At 62.9% G+C, this 20,307-nt stretch carries 19 protein-coding genes; 14 read left to right on the top strand and 5 right to left on the bottom strand.

What is annotated here, in order from left to right; all coding sequences use genetic code 11:
* Positions 1–304 precede the first annotated feature (304 nt).
* The 6 genes from AC1VS5_RS00215 (at position 305) to AC1VS5_RS00240 (ending at position 8,283) form a co-directional block, all read left to right on the top strand.
* A complete protein-coding gene (locus tag AC1VS5_RS00215; protein WP_481217281.1) occupies positions 305–493 on the top strand; it encodes a hypothetical protein in 189 nt (62 codons plus the stop codon).
* 696 nt (positions 494–1,189) lie between these two features.
* Entirely contained in the window at positions 1,190–2,854 is a 1,665-nt protein-coding gene (ilvD, locus tag AC1VS5_RS00220; protein ID WP_481217282.1) for a dihydroxy-acid dehydratase, read from the top strand.
* Positions 2,851–5,022: a biosynthetic-type acetolactate synthase large subunit gene (ilvB, locus tag AC1VS5_RS00225; protein ID WP_481217283.1), complete on the top strand. Its 2,172-nt coding sequence runs from the start codon at positions 2,851–2,853 to the stop codon at positions 5,020–5,022. The genes ilvD and ilvB overlap by 4 nt, the downstream gene beginning before the upstream one ends.
* A gap of 1 nt (position 5,023) precedes the next feature.
* Positions 5,024–5,497 (top strand): acetolactate synthase small subunit, encoded by a 474-nt coding sequence (gene ilvN / locus AC1VS5_RS00230; protein WP_019127688.1) that lies wholly within the window; start codon positions 5,024–5,026, stop codon positions 5,495–5,497.
* 103 nt (positions 5,498–5,600) lie between these two features.
* The gene (ilvC, locus tag AC1VS5_RS00235) at positions 5,601–6,599 is read left to right on the top strand and encodes a ketol-acid reductoisomerase (RefSeq protein WP_481217284.1); all 999 of its coding nucleotides are present in this window, start codon (positions 5,601–5,603) and stop codon (positions 6,597–6,599) included.
* Between the two features lie 403 nt (positions 6,600–7,002).
* Positions 7,003–8,283, top strand: coding sequence for an MFS transporter (locus AC1VS5_RS00240; RefSeq protein ID WP_481217285.1), 1,281 nt, complete (start codon positions 7,003–7,005; stop codon positions 8,281–8,283).
* A gap of 103 nt (positions 8,284–8,386) precedes the next feature.
* Here AC1VS5_RS00240 and AC1VS5_RS00245 read toward each other — a convergent pair whose 3' ends face one another.
* Complete coding sequence (locus AC1VS5_RS00245) at positions 8,387–8,857, bottom strand: YbaK/EbsC family protein (protein ID WP_481217286.1); 471 nt, start codon at positions 8,855–8,857, stop codon at positions 8,387–8,389.
* A 315-nt stretch (positions 8,858–9,172) separates the two neighbouring features.
* Here AC1VS5_RS00245 and AC1VS5_RS00250 point away from each other — a divergent pair, with 315 nt between their 5' ends.
* Entirely contained in the window at positions 9,173–10,171 is a 999-nt protein-coding gene (locus AC1VS5_RS00250; RefSeq protein ID WP_481217287.1) for a VanZ family protein, read from the top strand.
* A gap of 325 nt (positions 10,172–10,496) precedes the next feature.
* Here the strand turns inward: AC1VS5_RS00250 and AC1VS5_RS00255 are convergent, their stop codons facing one another.
* Positions 10,497–11,111, bottom strand: a complete 615-nt coding sequence (locus AC1VS5_RS00255) for a YdcF family protein (RefSeq protein ID WP_481217288.1) — start codon at positions 11,109–11,111, stop codon at positions 10,497–10,499.
* A 162-nt stretch (positions 11,112–11,273) separates the two neighbouring features.
* Here AC1VS5_RS00255 and AC1VS5_RS00260 point away from each other — a divergent pair, with 162 nt between their 5' ends.
* On the top strand, positions 11,274–13,115 hold the full coding sequence (locus AC1VS5_RS00260; RefSeq protein WP_481217289.1) for an ABC-ATPase domain-containing protein: 1,842 nt from the start codon (positions 11,274–11,276) through the stop codon (positions 13,113–13,115).
* Between the two features lie 192 nt (positions 13,116–13,307).
* Here AC1VS5_RS00260 and AC1VS5_RS00265 read toward each other — a convergent pair whose 3' ends face one another.
* Entirely contained in the window at positions 13,308–13,937 is a 630-nt protein-coding gene (locus tag AC1VS5_RS00265; RefSeq protein ID WP_481217290.1) for a helix-turn-helix domain-containing protein, read from the bottom strand.
* A 171-nt stretch (positions 13,938–14,108) separates the two neighbouring features.
* Entirely contained in the window at positions 14,109–14,615 is a 507-nt protein-coding gene (locus AC1VS5_RS00270; RefSeq protein WP_481217291.1) for a flavin reductase family protein, read from the bottom strand.
* 410 nt (positions 14,616–15,025) lie between these two features.
* Between AC1VS5_RS00270 and AC1VS5_RS00275 the strand changes: the two genes are divergently transcribed.
* From AC1VS5_RS00275 to AC1VS5_RS00285, 3 genes are all read left to right on the top strand, one after another.
* A complete protein-coding gene (locus AC1VS5_RS00275) occupies positions 15,026–15,226 on the top strand; it encodes a hypothetical protein (RefSeq protein WP_481217292.1) in 201 nt (66 codons plus the stop codon).
* Positions 15,193–15,687 (top strand): pentapeptide repeat-containing protein, encoded by a 495-nt coding sequence (locus AC1VS5_RS00280; protein WP_481217293.1) that lies wholly within the window; start codon positions 15,193–15,195, stop codon positions 15,685–15,687. Before AC1VS5_RS00275 ends, AC1VS5_RS00280 begins: the two co-directional genes overlap by 34 nt.
* A gap of 81 nt (positions 15,688–15,768) precedes the next feature.
* Positions 15,769–15,948: a hypothetical protein gene (locus AC1VS5_RS00285; protein ID WP_204627055.1), complete on the top strand. Its 180-nt coding sequence runs from the start codon at positions 15,769–15,771 to the stop codon at positions 15,946–15,948.
* Positions 15,949–15,964: 16 nt separating this feature from the next.
* On the opposite strand, the gene AC1VS5_RS00290 is transcribed toward AC1VS5_RS00285, so the two are convergent.
* A complete protein-coding gene (locus tag AC1VS5_RS00290; RefSeq protein WP_481217294.1) occupies positions 15,965–17,974 on the bottom strand; it encodes a GTP-binding protein in 2,010 nt (669 codons plus the stop codon).
* A 322-nt stretch (positions 17,975–18,296) separates the two neighbouring features.
* Here AC1VS5_RS00290 and AC1VS5_RS00295 point away from each other — a divergent pair, with 322 nt between their 5' ends.
* The 3 genes from AC1VS5_RS00295 to AC1VS5_RS00305 all read left to right on the top strand — a co-directional run bounded on the left by AC1VS5_RS00295 (position 18,297) and on the right by AC1VS5_RS00305 (position 20,086).
* A complete protein-coding gene (locus tag AC1VS5_RS00295) occupies positions 18,297–18,749 on the top strand; it encodes a zinc ribbon domain-containing protein (RefSeq protein ID WP_481217295.1) in 453 nt (150 codons plus the stop codon).
* Between the two features lie 88 nt (positions 18,750–18,837).
* Positions 18,838–19,587 carry a GyrI-like domain-containing protein gene (locus AC1VS5_RS00300; RefSeq protein ID WP_481217296.1) on the top strand — a complete coding sequence of 250 codons (750 nt, stop codon included), beginning with the start codon at positions 18,838–18,840 and terminating at the stop codon, positions 19,585–19,587.
* A 100-nt stretch (positions 19,588–19,687) separates the two neighbouring features.
* Entirely contained in the window at positions 19,688–20,086 is a 399-nt protein-coding gene (locus tag AC1VS5_RS00305) for an MmcQ/YjbR family DNA-binding protein (protein WP_481217297.1), read from the top strand.
* Positions 20,087–20,307 lie beyond the last annotated feature (221 nt).

Here is a 20,307-nt window from a genome sequence, read left to right on the forward strand (position 1 = left end):
TCGCTATTCGGTTTTCGACAGGCCCTTGTCTTACGACGTCGACCTTGTAGCCAAGACGCGCAACGCGAAAAGCCGCTTGGACGGCTGGTGCATACCGAGGTACTATCTGCTTGCAGGGGTTCCGAGAGTTCTAGCGCGGCGTTTTTCCAAATACGGTTCTATCGCGTCGCGCCGTTGCAAAGTGCCACGTTAGGGTACTTGTCGCGCTGTGCCGGTCTTCTTTTTCAAGACTATGCGGGTTCAAGTGACGGCGGGAAGCACAATGGCTGCGCGGCTTAGCCAGCGCAGCGAGTAGGGGGCGTCCATGGATGATCGCATTCTTATCAACGTCGACCGCCTACGTGCGGCGCTTATCGACGAGACGGGGTCGGCGGTGTTTTCGAGCTCGCCGTGGGCGATCGTAGACGTGACGGCGCTCGAGGATGCCAGCCCGCAGGAGCTCATTCGCGAAGCGGAGCGCCGTGGATGGGACTTGCGCCGCTTCGCCGAGTGACGGTTCTACGTCAGACGCCTGCTGGTGCTTGTCGGAGGCTCTCGAAACGGGATGTTCCGAGTGTCCTGTTTCCCATATTGCGTCAAGTGAACAGTTTTGTGACCACCTGCCAAATAGCCCATCTTTTCTCATTCGGCTGACCTGCGAGTTTGTTTTTCAAAAAGTCGCCTATACTCCGGCACCCCTGCAAAAACTGTTCACTTGGCGCAATTTGGGAAATAGTGGGGCTCGAACTGTGAATCTGAGTCCTGAATGGAGGGCGACACTCCATCATGTCAAAGTATTTCCTGCGTGTTTCGTGTCCTGCTTGTCGTCCGTGCCCGCGTGTGCCCATGCGACACTAATAACACTCAGCAAATGCGATGACAGGGCGAGTACCGGCCGGACGTGCCACAGCGAGCGGGGATGCGTGAGAACCCGCGGCGACTGGTTGGGAACACCCCCTCGAGCAGTGCAGCTGAACGCGTGTCTGCGCCGGGCGATCCCCCGCGCGGCAGGCTCGTCAGTATGCCGCGCCGGCGCCCCCGTTACGGGCATCGAGCAGGGTTGGGTAGTAGGTGAGGGTCCCGACGGGCCCCCGCCAAGCGACCGCGCGGAAATCGCCGCAGCAATCGCCGAACCCACGCCATGACCTCGCATTTCCTGAATTTCACCAGCCGTTTGGCCACGCGCCGACGTAAAGGGAAGCGAGGGTGTATGGAACTCAGAAGCGATGCCGTAAAGAAGGGGCTGGCTCGTGCGCCGCACCGCAGCCTGCTCAAGGCAGATGGCCTTACCGACGAGGAGCTTGAGCGCCCGCTTGTCGCCGTGGTCTCCGCGCAGAACGAAGTTATCCCGGGGCACCTCCACCTCCAGCAGATTGCCGACGCCGTGAAGGCGGGCATTCGCATGGCCGGCGGCACGCCGCTGCAGATCAACACCATCGGCGTGTGCGACGGCATCGCCATGAACCATGAGGGCATGCACTACAGTTTGGTCTCGCGCGAGGTCATCGCAGACTCTGTCGAGTGCGCTATCCAGGGCCACCAGTTCGATGCGATGGTCCTCATCCCCAGCTGCGACAAGATCGTCCCCGGCATGCTCATCGCCGCGGCGCGTCTGAATATCCCCACCATGCTCGTCTCCGGCGGGCCCATGCTCGCCGGGCATGATAAGTGCGGAAAGCAGACGGACCTGAACACGCTTTTCGACGCCGTGGGTCAGGTTACGGCGGGCACCATGACCGAGGAGGAGTGCACGTGGCTCGAGAATACCGCCTGCCCCACATGCGGCAGCTGCTCGGGCATGTTCACCGCCAACTCGATCTGCTGCCTGGCCGAGGCCCTCGGCTTGGCGCTTCCCGGTAACGGCACCGTGCCTGCCGTGTATTCCGAGCGCATCCGCCTCGCCAAGCAGACGGGCATGCAGGTGATGGAGCTGGTCGAAAAGGGCATCACGGCGCTCGACATCCTCACGCCCGCGGCCATCCACAACGGCATGGTGCTCGACATGGCCTTCGGCGGCTCCACCAACACCATGCTCCACCTCACGGCCATCGCGCAGGCGGCGGGCTGCCCCGTCACCATGGACGACTGGGATCGCATCTCCGACGAGACGCCGAACATCGTGCGCATCGCGCCGGCGGGGCCGCTCCATATCGAGGACCTCAACACCGTGGGCGGCATCCCGGCGATTCTGGGCGTGCTCGGGCGAGCAGGCCTGCTCGACGAGACGGCATGCACCTGCCATGGCTGCATGAAGGATTGGATCGCCCAGTGCCCGCCCGCGGACGGAGAGATCGTTCGCGAGATCGAGAGCGCATACAGCCCCATCGGCGGCCTTAAGGTCATGCGCGGCAGCCTTGCGCCGGATTGCGGCGTGGTGAAGCGCTCCGCCTGCTCGCCCGAAATGTACCGGCATTCCGGCCCCGCGCGCGTGTTCAACAGCGAGGAAGAAGCTTGCAAGGCGATCTTCGGCGGGGCGATCAACCCGGGCGACGTGGTGGTCATTCGCTACGAGGGCCCGGCAGGCGGCCCCGGCATGCGCGAGATGCTCACGCCCACGAGCGCTATCTGCGGCATGGGGCTCGATAAGTCCGTGGCGCTCATCACCGACGGGCGCTTCTCCGGCGCGAGCAAGGGTCCCTGCATCGGCCATGTCTCGCCTGAGGCCGCGGCAGGCGGTCCCATCGCGCTCGTGGAAGAGGGCGACATCATCGACATCGACATCGAGGCGGGATCGCTTGAGCTGCGGGTGGAAGAGGCGGAGCTCAAGCAGCGCCGCGCTGCGTGGCAGCCGCCCGCGCCCAAGTACATCACCGGCGTGCTGAGCCGGTATGCAAAGCTCGTGACCAGCGCAGATAAGGGGGCGTATCTGTCATGACGAACGCGAACGACCGGAGCGGGACGGAGCGTGCGGGCGGTGCCGCGCCGGCGGCGCGCACGGAGACGCCGGCGGCAGGGGCGGCAGCTGGGCAGCCGGCACCGCTCGCCGGCAGTCCGCGCACGCCGGACATGCCCGACGATATTCGCCAGCATGTCTGCGTAACTGCCGCGCAGGCCGCTCCTTCGGCGGGTACCACGCGCGCCGAACGGCTGGCGCTCAAGGAGCTCGCCATAAGCGGCAAGCCCTTCGGGCCAGGCAGCCATACCGAGCACGAGGGCAAGACCATGACCGGCGCCCAGGCTATCATCGCGAGCCTCGAGGCAGAGGGCGTGGACACGCTCTTCGGGTACCCCGGCGGCCAGGCCATCAAGATCTACGACGCGCTCTACGACTCCACGAAGATTCGGCACATCCTTGCCCGCCACGAGCAAGGTGCGGTGCACGAGGCCGATGGCTACGCCCGCGCCACCGGCAAGGTGGGCGTGGTGCTCGTGACGTCCGGCCCCGGCGCCACCAACACGGTGACGGGCATCGCCACGGCGTACATGGACTCCGTGCCGCTCGTGGTCATCACGGGCCAAGTCACGCGCGGCGTCATCGGCACCGACGCCTTCCAGGAAGCCGACATCGTGGGCATCACCATGCCCGTGGTGAAGCACAGCTTCCTCTTGCAGAGCACCGACGACCTTACGAAGACGTTCCGCGAGGCGTTCTACATCGCCTCGACCGGTCGCCCCGGCCCGGTGCTCATCGACATCCCGAGTGACCTCGCCGGCGCGCAGATGGTGTTCCGCTATCCGGACCATATCGACATCCCCAGCTACCGGCCCAACTATCGCGGCAATGCCAAGCAGGTCAAGCAGGCGGTCGAGTATATCCGCGCGGCAACTCGACCGCTGCTCATGGTGGGTGGCGGCGTGGTGTCGAGCCATGCGTGCGACGAGGTGATTGAGCTCGCGGAGAAGATGCAGATTCCCGTGGTCACGACCTTGTTGGGCAAGGCGGCCATGCCCTGCTCCAACCCGCTCAACTTAGGACCCGTGGGCATGCACGGCTCCAAGTATGCAAACATGGCAGTGACCGAGTGTGACCTCCTCATTGCGGTGGGCGCGCGCTTCTCGGATCGCGTGACGGGCAAGCTCAGCGAGTTCGCGCCGCATGCGAAGGTCATTCACATCGATATAGACCCGGCCGAGATCGGCAAGGTGCGCGACCCGCAGGTGCCCATCGTGGGCGATGCCCAAGGCGTCGTCGCGGCCATCAACGCGCGACTCGACAAGGTTGAGGCCCAGCCAAGAAGTGCGGAATGGGTCGAGACCGTGTTCGAATGGCGCGAGCGCTGGCCGTTCTACACCGAGGATTTCGTCGACTATCCCGACCGCATCGCGCCGGAGCAAGTGCTCGAGGCGCTTTCCAACAAGCTCGATCCCCATGAAAGCGTGGTCACGACCGAGGTTGGCCAGCATCAGATGTGGGCGCACCAGCACGTGCACCGCGAGGAGAGCCGCACGTTCATCAGCTCGGGTGGCCTGGGCACGATGGGCTTCGGATTCCCGGCGGCTATCGGCGCCAAGATCGGGCGGCCGGACGCGCAGGTGGTGTGCGTCGCGGGCGACGGTTCCATCCAGATGAACATCCAGGAGATGGCCACGGCGCTCGGTAACGGTGTAGCGGTGAAGGTACTCGTCATCGACAACAATGCACTCGGCATGGTGCACCAGTGGCAGCGGCTGTTCTACCACGAGCGCTATTCGTGCACGGAGTTCACGGCGAACCCCGACTTCGTGAAGCTGGCCGAGGCGTACGGCTGGCAGGCGGAGCGCATCGCGCACCCCGACCAGATCAGTGACGCTCTGGACCGGATGCTCGCCGCCGAGGGCCCCTACTTGCTGGATGTCATCATTCCCACGGCGCAGACCGTGTATCCCATGGTGGCGCCCGGCGCGGCCATCGACGATATCATCGGCGCGATTGATGTGACGCTCGGCGGCGTGCGCGTAACCGAGAAGGGCATGAGCCCGGCGGGCGAGCATGCGGGCACCGTGGCAGAGCCGCTGCCGCTCGATGAGTCCGATGCGTCGGCGCGCGTTGCCGCCGGTCCGCAACCCGGCTCCGAGGGCAGCGGGCTTGCGCGCGGTGTTGCCGCGCAGAAGGGAGACGAGTGAGATGAAATACATCCTTTCGGTGCTCGTCGAGAACAAGCCCGGCGTGCTCAGTCGCGTGACGGGGCTCATCAGCCGACGCGGGTTCAACATCGACTCGCTGACCGTGGCCCCAACCGAAGACACCACCATGAGCCGTATGACCATCATCGTCGACGCCGATGCGGTGGCATACGAGCAGCTCACCAAGCAGCTCCATAAGCTCGTGAGCGTCTATAAGATCAGCGATATGACGCATGAGGACGCCATCGAACGCGAGCTCGTGCTGTTCAAGGTGCTCGCGCCCGCCGACAAGCGCCACGAGATCATCGAGATCGCGAACATCTTCCGCGCGAAGGTGGTCGATGTGGGCAAGAACTCGCTGACCGTCGAGGCGACGGGCACGGCGAGCAAGCTCGACGCCATGGAGGATCTCTTCCGCGGCTACGGCCTGCGCCAAATCACGCGCACGGGCAAGATCGCCATGTCGCGCTCGTAGCGATCCATTTTGGGACGGGTCCATTTTGACTCATTCCGCGGCGGTGTCCCAACACGGAGATGTGAGCAAGGTACTATCAGCCACGATTCAAAGGAGACAAGAAATGGCTGTAACGATTTACTATGAGGCGGACTGCAAGCCCGAGGTGATCCAAAACATGAAGATCGCCATCATCGGCTACGGAAGCCAGGGCCACGCCCATGCGCTCAACCTGCTCGATTCGGGCTGCGACGTGCGCGTGGGCCTGCGCGAGGGCTCGAGCAGCTGGACCAAGGCCGAGGAGGCGGGCCTCAAGGTGTGCGACATGGACACCGCAGCTGAGGAAGCCGACCTCATCATGATTCTCACGCCCGATGAGACCCAGCCCAAGGTCTACGAGGAGCACATCAAGGCGCACCTTAAGCCCGGCAACACGCTCGCCTTCGCCCATGGTTTCAACATCCACTACGGCTACATCGTGCCGCCTGAGGACGTGAACGTCATCATGTGCGCGCCTAAGGGCCCGGGCCACATCGTTCGTCGCCAGTACACCGAGGGTTCCGGCGTGCCCGACCTCGCCTGTGTGCAGCAGGACGCTACCGGTAATGCGTGGGACATCGCGCTCGCGTACTGCTGGGGCGTGGGCGGTGCCCGCTCCGGCATCATCAAGGCTACGTTCAAGGAGGAGACCGAAGAAGACCTCTTCGGCGAGCAGGCCGTGCTGTGCGGCGGTCTTGTTGAGCTCGTGAAGGCGGGCTTCGAAACTCTCACCGAGGCGGGGTACCCGCCCGAGCTCGCGTACTTCGAGTGCTACCACGAGATGAAGATGATCGTGGACCTCATGTACGAGAGCGGTATCCACTTCATGAACTACTCCATCTCGAACACGGCCGAGTACGGCGAGTACTATGCCGGTCCCAAGGTCATCAACGAGCAGAGCCGCGAGGCCATGAAGCAGATCCTGGCTCGCATCCAGGACGGCTCGTTCGCTCAGGAGTTCGTGGATGACTGCGCGAATGGCCACAAGTGGCTGCTCGAGAAGCGCGAAGAGATCAACAGCCATCCGATCGAGCAGACAGGCGAGAAGATTCGTTCCATGTTCTCCTGGATCAAGAAGGACTAGCACCATGTAAAAGAACTCCAGGGTTTTTCTAACATTGCGGCCCCGCTGCCCATGCCGGTGGCGGGGCCGCCGGTGTTTGAGCGCCAAAACTTTCGGATATCAACGGTTATTTTTGGATGTGCCGAGTATGCGTCTGAAATCTCGGTTATTTTCCCAGATAAACGCGGGCTAAAAATCGTCTATACTCGGCGACTCGGAAAACAACCGTTGATATCCGGAAGTTTTTGTCTGACGGATGCACGGCAGGCGTTTCGCGGGGCGCGTTTGCGCCATTGCTCGCGGCGGGATGTTTCGGAAATGTTGCCGTGTCTCCAGGGCCAACGCCAGAGTCTCACTTTGCTACAATCGCGAACCGTTTGTTGGGTATAGCGAGCGCCCGAATAGCATGGAGAGGGGATGGACGATGGAAAAATGCGGAGAAGCGGTTGCCGTTGAGATTACATCTGCCGCTGCTGCCGCACCCGAGTCGTCTGCCGAACGCGGTGCGGCAGCGCGCACAGCTTCCTCGCAGAGCGACGCCATGACGGCGCGGCAGTGGCTTGCGCTTGCAGGTCTCACCTGCTCGGCCTTCGTGTTCAACACCTCGGAGTTCATGCCCATCGGCCTTTTGAGCAGCATCGCCGGCGGCTTCGGCCTTACCGAGGCGCAGGCTGGCATGATGACCTCGATCTATGCATGGGCGGTCATGGCGCTCTCGCTGCCGCTCATGGTGTTTGCATCGCGTTTCGAGTTCAAGCGGTTGCTGCTCACGGTAATCGCGCTGTTTACGGCGGGCCAGTTCGCCTGCGCTGTGGCTCCCACGTTCGAGCTGCTCGTTGCAGCGCGCCTGCTCGTTGCCTGCGCGCACGCGATCTTCTGGTCGATCGCCTCGGTCATGGCGACGCGTGCAGTCGCGCCGGAGTATGGGTCGCTTGCGCTCAGCATGGTCGCGACGGGAACGTCGGTCGCCATGGTGTTCGGCCTGCCCCTTGGTCGTGCGATCGGCTTGGCAGTGGGCTGGCGCATGACGTTTGCCTGCGTGGGCGTGGTGGGTGCAGCTCTCGCAGTCTACATGGCGCTCATCTTTCCGCGCATTCCCGCTGGCGAGCGTTTCGGACTGCGTCAGCTGCCTGGTCTCTTCCGCAACCGTGCGCTCCTGACGGTCTATGTGAGCACGTTGCTCGTGGCGACCGGCTATTACACGGCGTACAGCTACATCGACCCGTATCTTGCGCAGGTCGCACGCCTCGACGCCGGTACCGCCACCATGGCGCTCACGGTTTTCGGCGCTGCCGGGCTCGCAGGGAGCCTTCTGTTCTCGCGTGCCTACGACGCGCACCGGCTTCCGTTCTTGGGTACGGCGCTCGCGGGGCTTTCGGCAGCGCTGCTCCTGTTGAATGTCGCGGCACCGTTTGTAGCAGGCATATTCGGTATGCTCGCGCTGTGGGGAGCGTGCAACACGGCGTTCGGTATCGCGTTCCAGGCCGAGATCATTCGCTACACGCGACCGGACGAGGCGTCTGTGGCGGTCGCGCTATACTCGGGGATCTTCAATTTGGGGATTGGTTCTGGGTCGTTTTTTGGCGGCATGGTGAGCACGGCGTTTTCGCTGTCGAGCATTGGGCTTGCAGGTGGTGTGCTTGCAGCCATGGGTTCCGTCGTCTGCCTGGTGGGACTGGCGCACGCGGGACGTACTGCGGAATAGCCAGGACAGGACTGCCGTCTCGCTCGCACGGGACGGCAATGATAACAACCCCTTGTTAAAAACCCCTGGGGTGATTTTACATGGGGTCGTTTTGCACGTCGCGCTAGGCCGGTAGCTTGCACACGTCGACCCAGGTACAGGGTGCGCAGAGCTCTTCGAGTTCGTCCGGCGTGAGCTCGATGGCGCTGTTCGCGCTGCCGCAGGCGGGGAAGACCGTCTCGAACCGGCGGAGCGAGGCGTCGAGGTACACATCGCATCCGTCGTTCACGGCGAAGGGGCACACGCCGCCGACGGCATGGCCAATGAGCTGCTCGGCTTCCTCGGTCCCGAGCATCTTCGCCTTGGTGTGAAACTGCGCTTTGTACTTCTGATTGTCGATGCGCGCGTCTCCCGCAGCAACGATGAGCGCCACGCGGTCGCCCGCGTGAAACGAGAGCGTTTTCGCGATGCGCTCCGGTTCCACGCCCGCCGCCTGGGCGGCAAGTTCGACGGTGGCACTTGAAACTTCGAATTCCAAGATGCGATCTGCCATGTCATGTTCGGCTAAATACGCCCTGACCTTTTCGATTGCCATGGGCAACCCCCGTTTTCCAGAATGAGTTTGCTATCTTCTTAGCATATCGCTTGCAGTGGCTTCCGTGCATCTTTTGAGGGGGCAATGCGCGGCCCTTTTGAGAACGCTTCACGCGCCAGGCCCGAAGCATCTCGCGCCCTTTTTCGCGACGGCCGCGCGCATCTGGACACTCCCTGCTCCTCTTCTTACCAAACCGTAAGCTACACGTAAGCAAAATCGATGGTGTGTCTGGCGTGTACCTGTAAAAATGGCTGGCAGCGTAGGCAATGGAGCATAGCGCTGCGGTGCAAATGCGATTTCGAACACGGGGTAGCCATGGGCATGATCGAGCGATTCATAAGCGGATACAGCGAGAACTTCATGCTCGCGGTGGGTTTGTGGCCGCTTGCGGCCACGGCGCTCACCTTGCCTATTTTGGCGTATCTCTACCATCGCGATGGGCGTCTCAAATTCGTTTCGGTGGCATCGACCTATCTCGCGGTGCTCTACCTGCTTGGTCTCGGTTGTTTTACCCTCTACCCGCTGCCGTCGGGAGATTCTGGCTTGGGCATCACGTACGGTGTGCCATGGCAACTAAATCCCTTGGCATTTATAGGCGATTTCGTGCGCGAGGGCATATCGACGATTCCGCAGATTGCGTTTAACGTGGTGTTCTTCGTGCCCCTCGGGTTTATCGCTGGGCGCCTTCTGCGCTGGGGGTTTGGGGCTTCGGTGGTGGCGGGGCTTGTGGCTTCGCTTTGCATCGAGCTCGCGCAGGGCACGGGGTTGTTCGGAATATATCCGTACGCGTACCGCACCGCCGATGTCAACGACCTCATGTACAACACGCTTGGCGCGGCGATTGGTTGGTGGTTCGCCGGGCAGCTCGGGCGCGTTCTGCCACCGGGCGCGCTGGCAAATGCCAGCGATATCACCCATGAACCGGGGTTCGTGCGCCGCTGCGTGGCGTTCGGGCTCGATAGCCTCCTTATGGGGCTGATCGTCATCGTGGCGACCACGGCACTCACGATGCTATTCGAGAACGTGCCGGGCGGGGATCGCTTGGCGCGAGCACCATGGATTCTCGTCGTGTCAGTTGCGACGTTTCTGCTGGTTGAAGGTGTGCTTCCATGGTTGCACGGTGGGTCCACGCCGGGAGGCAGCTTCGTGCGCATGACGTGCGAAACCAGAGAGCGCGAGGGGCTCGGGCGCGGGGTGTTCTACGTGGCGCGTCTTGCAGTGCTGGGCATGAGCTATTGCTTCTTCCCGTTCGCATGGTCGCTGCTGGTGCTGTACTATTTCGTCCGCCGCCGCATGCCGTACGACGAGCTGTAATGTGCGGCGGGCGGTGGGCGTCTGCAGGGCGGGGCGAGCATGTATGAAGTGGGCCATGCGGGCGGCGACGAGCGCGCCTTCTAGCGTTTCGGCAGACGAGTGCTTCTTAATTGATAGGAGAGTTCAATTTTTGGGCACTTGCTTGGAAGAGGTCTGGGTATATAGGTCCTGCCCCTTGCTCGAGCAACGTTTCCACCTGCGGTTTCTATGAGCCTCAATTGGCATGTACTCAGACAGGTGCCGATGAAGTGCCCAAAAGTTGAAAACTTGTTTGGATTGACCTTATGAGGGCATCAATGAGCGCGCTCCGGGAGGCTGCGATGGTTTAGAGGTTGCCCTGGATGCGGTTTTTGATGAGGGCGAAGCACTCGCGGGCGAGGTTCACGGGAAGATTTTCGGGCGTGGAGGCGGCGGGAATGCCCCAGACTCGTTGAAACCCCTGTTTGCGGGCGATGAGCAGGGAGCGATAAAGATGGAAGTCGTTTGTCACGATACCTACGCGCCGCTTTCGGAGTCCGGGCACGAGTTGAGTGGATAGCGAGAGGTTTTCGGCTGTGGTGGTCGAGGCGCTCTCCTGAATGATGCGCTCGCTGCCGACGCCGCGGTCTGCGAGCCAGCATGCCATCGCAGCCGCTTCGCTAACGGGTTCGTCGGCACCCTGGCCACCGGATACGATAGCGATGGTGGTGGGGTGTTCGGCAAGATAGGAAAGCGCCGCTTCGAGCCGATAATGCAGCGCGCGCGTGGGCAGTCCGTCGGGCCGGACCATGGCGCCGAGCACGATGAGGTACTCAAGGTCTTGGGGCGGGGTGCTGCAGCCCGCGCGCATGATGATTATGCTCGCGGCGCAATAGGCGAGCACAACGGCTAGGAGTGCAGCCAGCAGAAAGAGCGCTGTCACGGTCACCTCCGTTTCTCTGGATGACTCCATGGTACCCATGCGTGATTGCTTGCCAACCGAGGCCGGGGGCAGGTTCGGTGAGGCCGGGGGCAGGTGCGGTGGCGCGGGCGGTACGCGCGGTGTGCCTGCGGGCACTCCTTCGCCCACAAGCAGCGTCTTGGACACCTTGCTACAATCGGATGAGCTAGCAAAGGGGGCGGCATGAAGACGGACCGGGACTTGGAGCGCCAGCTCGCGTCAATCGATCGGCGCGGATATCCGGCATACAAGGGCCTGCGCGGAACATACGATTTCGGTGATTTCGAGCTGGATATCGCCCACGTGCAGGGGGATCCGTTCGCCGCGCCCTCTCAACTTGCGGTATTTGTTCCAGGCGATGTTTCCGGGCTTCCGGCATGTTGCCGCGATGCCGCGCATAGGCGCACGGCGACGGAGGACCTGCTCGTGCGGCGGTTCTCGAAGGAGGCGGCGCGGGCGAGCTTCAAGGTGGGAGGCTCGGGCAAGAGCGGGTTTATCGGAACAAGCAATCCGGGTCCCGAGATACTCGCGCGGTCGGCCAGCGAGATCGCGCCGGATGGCGCGGTGATGCTGCGCTTCGAGGCGGGTCTCCCGGCGCATGGTCGCACCATCGATGCGCGCGCTGCGGCGCGTATGCTGCTGGACCTCATCCCGGTTTGTGTGGAGCGCGCGCTCATGCTAGATGACGCTGGGCGGCGTGCGGCTCAGAAGGCAGCGGAATTGGCCGACGATCAGCGGGCAGTTCGCTCTGCGATGCGGGAGCGGGGCCTCGTGGCCTTTGTAGCGGACGGTTCGGTCTTGCCACGGTCGAGCGGTGTCTCGGCGAAGCCGCTTGCGGGCGCTCGGCCCTTCACCTCTCCCGAAAGCATGCGCGTGACGCTCGAGCTGCCCCACCGCGGCCGTGTGCGCGGCATGGGCATTCGCCGGGGCATCACCCTCATCGTGGGCGGTGGCTACCATGGCAAGTCGACTCTGCTCAAAGCACTGCAAGAGGGTGTATACGACCATATTGCGGGCGATGGGCGCGAACTTGTGGCAACCGATGAGACGGCGATGAAGCTGCGCGCGGAAGACGGCCGCGTCGTGCATGCGGTCGATATTTCCCCGTTCATCAACAACCTTCCAGATGGTCGCGATACGCGTTCGTTCAGCACGGAAGACGCAAGTGGAAGCACCTCGCAGGCGGCGTCGACTGTAGAGGCCCTCGAGGCCGGCGCTCGGACGCTGCTGATCGATGAAGACACATCGGCAACGAATTTCATGGTGCGCGACGCGCTCATGGAGGCGGTGGTTGCGGCGGGGCACGAGCCCATCACGCCGTTCGTCGAGCGCGTGCGCGCCCTTTGGGAGCGGCACGGCGTGAGCTGCGTGCTCGTGATGGGAAGCTCGGGAGCGTTTTTCCCGGTGGCAGATAGCGTTATTCAGATGGACGCCTACGAGGCAAACGATATCACGGAGCGCGTACGGGCTGTGCTTGCCGATGCGCGGTTGGCGGGCACGTACCCGGAGGTGTCCGGTCTGGGCGTTTCGGCGGGGGAGGCGAGCGAGGCGGGTGAGGCGAGCGAGGCGGGCGAGACCTCCGCTTCATCGTCATCGGATCAAGATGCCCCGGCATCGCGTCCGCTCGAGCTGGGTGGAAGGCTCGAGCGCCGCTCGACGGGGCGGCCCGGGCGTCGTGGCCGAGCAAGGGGAGGCGACGGTGCTGGAACCGCTCGGCACGAGCATCTCAAGGTCCGCGGGCGCGGTCGTGACGGGTTTTCTGTTGGCTCGTACGACACAGATCTGCGCTTGGTCGAGCAGCTCGTGGATGCTGAGCAGTCAGCGGCTCTTGCCCAGATGGTGCGCGTGGTGCTCGAGCGTGGGCTGCTCGATGGCATGCGCGCGCTACGGGATGTGGTAGACGAGGCCTTCCGTGTTCTTGACGAGCAGGGTTGGGAGGCGCTTTCGCCTTACGGAGATGCTGCCTGCGGTCTGGCGCGCCCTCGCCCGTGCGAGCTCTTCGCCGCCCTTAATCGCCTGCGCTGAATGGGCAATGGCCGTTTTGACAATTCAATACCGGGTGTTGGCGTTTCATAACGGGATTTTGGAGAGCCGATTGACCGCTCGACACCAGGTAATGCGTTGCCATTTGACCGTGCCATGCCCGGCGCTGAGCCGCCATTCTGCCCGGTGCCGGGCCACCATCTAAATGCGGTGCCGGCGCCATTGCCCTAGAACTTACCCTAACAGCAGGTTAACGAGTGCGGAGCCGCCGTAGCCCACGAAGGCGCCGATCGCTGCCGCGAGAAGCGTCATGCCGATCGTGCGGATGACCTTCATCCAGGTAGGGATCAAGCGCAAACGGCGCCCGCGAGGCGTATCGCGGTCGATGGGCTCGCCTTTCCAGAAGGAGACGATCTCGTGATAGGTTACGAGGTCATGCTCCTTTTTGATGCGATCCGCCCAAACGGCTGCGAACATCGCGATGCCCCATAGCATGAGTGCGAGCACGAAGGTAGGCAACGTCTGGGCAAATGGCCAATCCCAAACCACGAGCTGAACCGTTAGCCAAACCAAAGCAAGCAGCATCAGTGCCAGGAAGCCGAGCATGGTGTAGCCAAGCCGCTTCATGGTGGTTGCATCTGAATCGAGCGTACTGGTCATGGTCTCCACGTCTCCTTTGATGAGGTCGTCGATGGACGTGTCGAAGATCTCGGAGAGCAGAAGCAGGCTTTGCACATCGGGATACGTCTTATCGTTTTCCCACGAGCTGATGGTCTGGCGACTCACGTATACGCGCATGGCGAGGTCGTCTTGCGACATGCCCGCCTGAGTACGATGGTTGCGTATGCGCGCTCCGATCTGCATGCTTGCCCTCCCTCGATCTTCGGCACGGCCCTGTCGAGAAGGAGCGTGCCATGGCGCGAGCTAGCGTACCATCAAAAGGGCCCGACATGGCCCCAATCACAGCGCATTGGTGCCGTCAAAAGGTCTTGACATGCCATCTGACCCGCGAAAACCATATACGTTGCACTCGGCCTACTCCGCGCGATAGACGTGCTCAACCTCGGCAATATACATGGTGTGATAGTCATGCTTGGGGTAATGGGCGCTGTCGCAGCTTTGGTCGAGGAAGCATTCCGGCTTGATGTCGTCGGCGTAGAGCGTCCGGCACGAGAGAACCAGGCGCGCCTCTTCGAATGCGGTCGTGCCGTCGAGGAAGAACGGCGTGAACCCCACCTCGGCAACTTTGTCGCCGTCGCGGCCGCTTTTCGTTCCAAGCACCCCGAGCGCGCGCTTGTGCTCCGGGGCATAAAACGAGAGCGTGAAACGGCCCGTGGCATCGATGAAGCGCTTGGTGTAGCGCTGCGGGCGAACGTAGATCGTTACGACGTTTTTGCCCCAGATCACGCCCATGCCGCCCCAGCTCACCGTCATGGTGTTGAAGCCCGTTGCATCGCCGGCGGTCACGAGCCCCCATTCCGTGCCGATGAGCTCGAACGGATTGATGCTGAGGTCGCTGATGGGTATCTCCTGAAGTGCCATGCGTGCTCCTTTGCGAGATGCGGTTAGGCGGCTAACGGGCGGTGGCCTCGCTGGTGTCGTGCGGGGGGCTTGCCCGCCCATAATTCAAATCATAGTGGATTTGCAGGGCATGGCGCTGCGCATAGATTCCCGGGGCATTGCTGGGGGGTGGCGCCGTGCGCGGACTTGTGGGACATGGCAGGGCCCTGGCGCAGTGTGCGGATTCCCGGGGCATGGCAAGGCCTCGCTCTGCGTTCGAATCCGTGGGGCATGGCAGGACTCTGGCACCGCACGCGGATTTGCGGGACGTCGCGCTCCGTGCCCTCCTTTTGCGCGCGTTGGCCTTGTGGGACAATGGGCGGGGCCGCGCAGCGGGCCTTCGCAAGGCGGCCAACTTCGATGGGTGGTTTCGGGCGTGCGGTGAGGTCGATATGGCGCGGCGTGAAGGGTTTGCGCGGGCAAGCGAGCATATCAATGCGCATGTGGGCAGCGACGAGTTGCTCGCGCTCTTTGCCGAGGGCGATGCGCTCGTGACGATGACGGCCTTCGATGGGCTTGAGCTTGTCGCGGTGTCGGCAGGGGCGCAACATTCGATCAGGTGGTCTTCAAATCCTGCGTGTTCGAGGACGTAGACTTTTCGCGTTGCACGTTTACCGATGTAAAGTTCATGGGGTGCCGGTTCATCTCGTGCTCGATGGAGCGCTGCTGGCTCAACCGGTGTGACTTCATCTCGTGCTCCGCTCCGGGCCTGAGCTTTCAGAAAGGCCGCTTTACCAGCGTCTTGCTGGCAGAGAGCCAGATGCGCTACGCAGAGTTCTCGGAGGCTTCCATTCGCGATTTGCGCGCACGGAAGACGAATCTGGCCGAGAGCCTGTGGCACGACGTTTCGCTCAAGCGCAGCGCGTTCGAGTCGTGCGACCTAACGCGCGCGGATGTGTTCCGCACGTCGCTTTTGGGAATAGACCTTTCAACATGCGATATTTCCGGCATCATCGTATCGAATACGTTCCGCGAGCTGCGCGGTTGCATCGTTGGTCCCGAGCAGGCCGTGCAGCTTGCTGGTCTTCTGGGCATCCAGGTGAAAGAGGATTAGGGCGCCCTCGCCGGGATTGCCACACTTGGGTGGTCTTGTGGGCGTGGCCTTGGCGGTGCGTTGCAATAGGTGTGGTGGCTCATGCCGGGTGGCCAGGCGGCGGAGCTCGCCCGGGCGCTCTGCGGCATGGGGTCGGCTGCACCGCCCGCACTGCTTGCAGGTCTTATGGTCGCATGGGTTATAGCGTGCGGGGCGTTCTCGTTCCTGGCCCATCGCAGCGCCGCCGCCCGCCTCAAGGCAGAGCTTGATCGCGCGCGTTAAATTCATAGTCCACCGGTTACGGCCTTTTCGTAAAAAACGCAGCGTCGGCTGGGCGCCATGGGCGCAGGTGCGCGGGGTCGACCGTCGTGTGGGCGTGTTCCGGTACGTCGTACCACTTGACGGTATGGCCAGCGCCATGGCTGCAGAACACGGAGTCAGGCGTATTGGGGAGGTCTGCCTCCGGATCGTATGCGGCGGCTTCGATGACCGCTTCTGCGTCATGGCGGCTCGCATAGCCTTCGAGCTCAAGTGAGATGCGGCCGCGTCCTCCAGTATACCGAGCGACTTCGAGCCCATATTCGCCGGTTTCGGAAGCCGGAACGACCCCCTCGATCGCTGCCATCTCGCCTGCTGCTTCGGGTGCTTCGAATACCGCTGCCATGCGCGTGAGATCGGTGAGCGCGCGACCAACCTTATCGGCGGGAACGACAAGCCGAAACCGATACCATGGCTCCAGCAGCACACACGCTCCCTGCTCGCGAGCCGTCATGAGCGCTTGGCGAACCGCGCGGTACGTGGCTTGTCGAAAGTCTCCGCCCTCGGTATGTTTGGCGTGCGCCCGGCCAGCGATGAGCGTGATGCGCACATCGGTGAGGGGCGCCCCGGTGAGCACGCCCGCATGGTCGCGCTCCATGGCGTTGCTCAGAGCGAGACGCTGCCAGTTACGATCGAGGTCATCTTCAGAGCAGCGCGTGCCAAACTGCACCCCCGTTCCGCGCGGCAGCGGTTCCAGCTGTACGCGCACCTCGGCATAGTGGCGCAGCGGCTCGAAGTGCCCCACCCCTTCGACCGGGTCGACAATCGTCTCCTTGTAGAGGATGCCGCCGGGGCCGAATCCCACCTCGATGCCATATCGATCACGCAGGAGCTCGCGAACCACGTCCTGCTGAACCTCGCCCATAAGCTGAATATGGGCCTCTTGGAGCTGTTCATGCCAGGTAACTCCGAGGAGCGGGTCCTCGCTTGCAAGCTCGCGAAGTGCGCGCACGAGGGCGGAGGCGTCGGTTCCCGGCGCGGGGATGACTTGGTAGGAGAGGACGGGGGCGAGCAGGGGGCGCGGTGCGGTTGCCTCGGCACCGAGCGCGCTACCGGGCATAGTGTGCGTGAGGCCTGTGACCGCGCAGATGCTGCCGGCGGGCAACTCGGCCACCGTTTCGTGGCGCTTCCCCTGGTAGAGGCGAATCTCGTTGATCTTTTCGGCCCATGGCGCGCCATGATCGGCGCCCTCGACCATCATCTTGGCGCGGAGCGTGCCGCCCGTGACCTTGAGCCATGAGAGGCGCTCGCCGCGATCCGAGCGGCTGATGCGAAATACGCGCGCCGCGAAGGCGGTGGGCCAGGAGTGTTCGGGAACAAGGGCGGCCAATGCGTCGAGCAGCTCACGCACGCCATCGTTGCGGAGTGCAGCTCCGAAGAAGACGGGGAAGACGAAACGCTCTGCGACGAGCCTTGCATAGGAGGCGGGGGCGATCGAGCCCGTCTCGAGGTATTCATCGAGCGCCGCCTCGTCTGCGGAGGCGGCGTCTTCAAGAGCCGTGGGATCTCCCGACGCGAAGGCGGCGCCGTCGAGGCAGGCGGGGGAAAGGCGTACGCGAAGATCGGCCATAAGCGCGCTGCGCCCGGGGTGTTCAAGATCGCATTTGTTCATGAAGATGAGCGTGGGGACTTGGTGGCGCCGGAGCAGGTCCCAGAGCGTCTCGGTGTGGCCCTGGATGCCGTCGTTGGCGCCCACGACGAGGAGCGCGCAGTCGAGGGCGGCGATGGTGCGCTCTGCTTCTGCGGAAAAATCCACGTGCCCGGGTGCGTCGAGAAGCATGATGTGGGTGCCGTTCAAGTCAAGCGAGGCCTGTGACGCGAATATGGTGATGCCCCGCTCGCGCTCCATGGGGTCGGTGTCGAGGTGCGAGTCGCCGCGGTCTACGCGCCCGGCGGTGCGGATGGCGCCCGCGGCGAGGAGCATGGCCTCGGCGAGCGTTGTCTTGCCTGCGTCGACATGCGCCAGAAGACCTACGACCGCCTGCTTCACTCGTGCTCCTTCCTTCGCTGCCAGCGCACATGATTGTAGCAAGTGCGGTGGCCAAGCATCGCGTGCGCGGGCCGTGCCGTGGGGCAGCCGTTCCTTACGGGTTTGCATGCCGATTCGCTTGGCAGGCCATCGCCGGGGGGACGTGCGGCTCGTCGTTCGGCGAGGGCTTTCGTCTTCGCCCCGTAGAGCTCCTTCACCTAGAGGGTCCGCGCAACAGCTTGTTGCTCGACAGGAACAGGCGAGCGAGGAGAGAATAGGGATGCCGCGCCCCGCTTTCGGGGAGGGCGATTCCACGAGTGTTATCAGCGAGGAAGGTGCCGGTATGGCTATCAAAGACGTGCTGCCTCGTCTGCGCCGCGAGCGCGGGCTCACACAGGAAGATCTAGCGAAGATGCTCTTTATCACCCGTCAAGCGGTTAGTCGGTGGGAGACGGGCGAGACGGCGCCGGGAATCGACATGACGAAGCTCATCGCCGTTACGCTCGATGTGCCCGTAACCGAGCTCCTCGAGATGCCGGAACACTATTGCCAGAGCTGCGGAATGATGTTTACGGCGCCCGATCAGCATGGCCACGAGGCGGATGGAACCGAGGTCGAGGATTTCTGCCGATGGTGCTACGACGACGGCGCCTATACCTACGAAACCACCATGGAGGACATGATTGAGGATTGCGCCCCGCGCATGGCGGAGGCGATGGGTTGGACGGTTGACGAGAGCGCCTCGCTTCTGGGCGCTGTGCTTCCCACGCTCAAGCGCTGGAAGGAGAGTCGCTAGTTCGCAGTCGGCGCGAATAGAAGCTTGAAAGAGAACACATGTTCGTGTAGTATGTACGAAAGAGACCCCGGAGGCAGAGGAGGCCGGCATGGCGTTCGATTTCAAGAAAGAGTACCGCGACCTCTATCAGGCCAAGACGAAGCCGGTGCGCGTCGAGGTGCCGGCGATGACGTTTGCCGCGGTCGCCGGTACGGGCGACCCCAACGAGGAGGGCGGCGCATACGCGCGGGCGCTTGCATTGCTCTATGGGTTCTCCTACACCGTGAAGATGGCGAAGATGGGTTCCTGGCAGCCTGACGGCTACTTCGATTATGTGGTGCCGCCGCTCGAGGGCCTGTGGTGGGGTGGTGCCGGGGCCTTTGATGGTACCGTTATCGCCGACAAAGGGGCTCTGTCATGGGTCTCGCTCATCAGACAGCCCGATTTCGTGACTCCCGATGTGTTCATTAAGGTTTGTGAGCTACTCGTCCAGAAAAAGCCCGAGCTTGCTGTTCCGGTCGACCGGGGCGACCTACGCCTGGTCCGCTTCGCTGAAGGATCATGCGCTCAGGTTTTGCATCGGGGGCCGTACGATGACGAGCCTGCGACCATCGCTAAGCTGTCGTCATTTATCGAGAGCGAAGGGCTGGTGACTGATATCGCCGAGGGCGGCGAGTCTCCGGCGGGGCATGAGGCGACGAGGGACTTCGATGCCACTGAGATGCTCGATGCGCTCGATGTGCATGGTGCTGTTCCCGCGGTCCGATTGCATCACGAGATATATCTGGGGGACCCGCGGCGTACGAAGCCCGAGAATCTCAAGACGGTGATTAGGCATCCGGTGAGTGCCCTCGTGTAGCGTGCGTTTGCCGGGTTTACGCTTGCCGGGCTTAGGCGGGGGTGTTGCGGAGCGTCTCGATGAATGCTGTCAGTGCAGTTCTAGTCTTCGGGGGGCATAGATGGACTACGCGCACATAGACGAACGCTTGCTCTCGCATGCCGGAGCATCGAGGGCGTTCCATGAGGCGTGGGGATGGATGGTGTATTGGGTGGGCGGCAAGCAGTTTGCCTGCGAGTTCGTTGCTGCACCAGAAGCCAAGAAGCCCTATGCCGGCAGGCATCTTCTTTCGCTCAAGTGCGACCCTGATCGCATTCGCGAACTGCGCGCGGAGTATCCGAACACAGTGTTGCCTGGATATTATTCTGACGGGCGCACCTGGATATCGGTGGATATCGATTGCGTTGGGCGGCCCGGAGGCCCGTCGGAGGACCTTGTGCTCGATCTGTGCGACATGAGCTACCGGTTTGTGTTTACCAAGCTTACGAAGAGGGTGCAGCGCGAGATTCTCGCCAATTGAAGCGATAGGCTGAACTGTCGAGGGCGCTTGGTTGCTTGCGGTGGGGGTGGCATGCCGTCGGGGTGTAGCGTACCCCGACGGAGGCGCGCGCCGCCGCCGGGGCGTAACGGACGGCGACGGGAGCGTGCGCCGCGAGGGCGTGACGGACCACAATGGGATGGCGTGTTGCGGGCGGGCGTGCCGCGATGAAGGTAGCATGCAGAATTACGCAATAAGCACCT

It is taken from the genome of Enorma sp. (assembly GCF_982429025.1).

What these genes read in the sequence shown, in the direction of transcription:
- AC1VS5_RS00215 (WP_481217281.1), top strand. Translation starts at nt 305, where the DNA reads ATGGATGATCGCATTCTTATCAACGTCGACCGCCTACGTGCGGCGCTT.
- ilvD (WP_481217282.1), top strand. Translation starts at nt 1,190, where the DNA reads ATGGAACTCAGAAGCGATGCCGTAAAGAAGGGGCTGGCTCGTGCGCCG.
- ilvB (WP_481217283.1), top strand. Translation starts at nt 2,851, where the DNA reads ATGACGAACGCGAACGACCGGAGCGGGACGGAGCGTGCGGGCGGTGCC.
- ilvN (WP_019127688.1), top strand. Translation starts at nt 5,024, where the DNA reads ATGAAATACATCCTTTCGGTGCTCGTCGAGAACAAGCCCGGCGTGCTC.
- ilvC (WP_481217284.1), top strand. Translation starts at nt 5,601, where the DNA reads ATGGCTGTAACGATTTACTATGAGGCGGACTGCAAGCCCGAGGTGATC.
- AC1VS5_RS00240 (WP_481217285.1), top strand. Translation starts at nt 7,003, where the DNA reads ATGGAAAAATGCGGAGAAGCGGTTGCCGTTGAGATTACATCTGCCGCT.
- AC1VS5_RS00245 (WP_481217286.1), bottom strand. Translation starts at nt 8,857, where the DNA reads ATGGCAATCGAAAAGGTCAGGGCGTATTTAGCCGAACATGACATGGCA.
- AC1VS5_RS00250 (WP_481217287.1), top strand. Translation starts at nt 9,173, where the DNA reads ATGGGCATGATCGAGCGATTCATAAGCGGATACAGCGAGAACTTCATG.
- AC1VS5_RS00255 (WP_481217288.1), bottom strand. Translation starts at nt 11,111, where the DNA reads ATGGGTACCATGGAGTCATCCAGAGAAACGGAGGTGACCGTGACAGCG.
- AC1VS5_RS00260 (WP_481217289.1), top strand. Translation starts at nt 11,274, where the DNA reads ATGAAGACGGACCGGGACTTGGAGCGCCAGCTCGCGTCAATCGATCGG.
- AC1VS5_RS00265 (WP_481217290.1), bottom strand. Translation starts at nt 13,937, where the DNA reads ATGCAGATCGGAGCGCGCATACGCAACCATCGTACTCAGGCGGGCATG.
- AC1VS5_RS00270 (WP_481217291.1), bottom strand. Translation starts at nt 14,615, where the DNA reads ATGGCACTTCAGGAGATACCCATCAGCGACCTCAGCATCAATCCGTTC.
- AC1VS5_RS00275 (WP_481217292.1), top strand. Translation starts at nt 15,026, where the DNA reads ATGGCGCGGCGTGAAGGGTTTGCGCGGGCAAGCGAGCATATCAATGCG.
- AC1VS5_RS00285 (WP_204627055.1), top strand. Translation starts at nt 15,769, where the DNA reads ATGCCGGGTGGCCAGGCGGCGGAGCTCGCCCGGGCGCTCTGCGGCATG.
- AC1VS5_RS00295 (WP_481217295.1), top strand. Translation starts at nt 18,297, where the DNA reads ATGGCTATCAAAGACGTGCTGCCTCGTCTGCGCCGCGAGCGCGGGCTC.
- AC1VS5_RS00300 (WP_481217296.1), top strand. Translation starts at nt 18,838, where the DNA reads ATGGCGTTCGATTTCAAGAAAGAGTACCGCGACCTCTATCAGGCCAAG.
- AC1VS5_RS00305 (WP_481217297.1), top strand. Translation starts at nt 19,688, where the DNA reads ATGGACTACGCGCACATAGACGAACGCTTGCTCTCGCATGCCGGAGCA.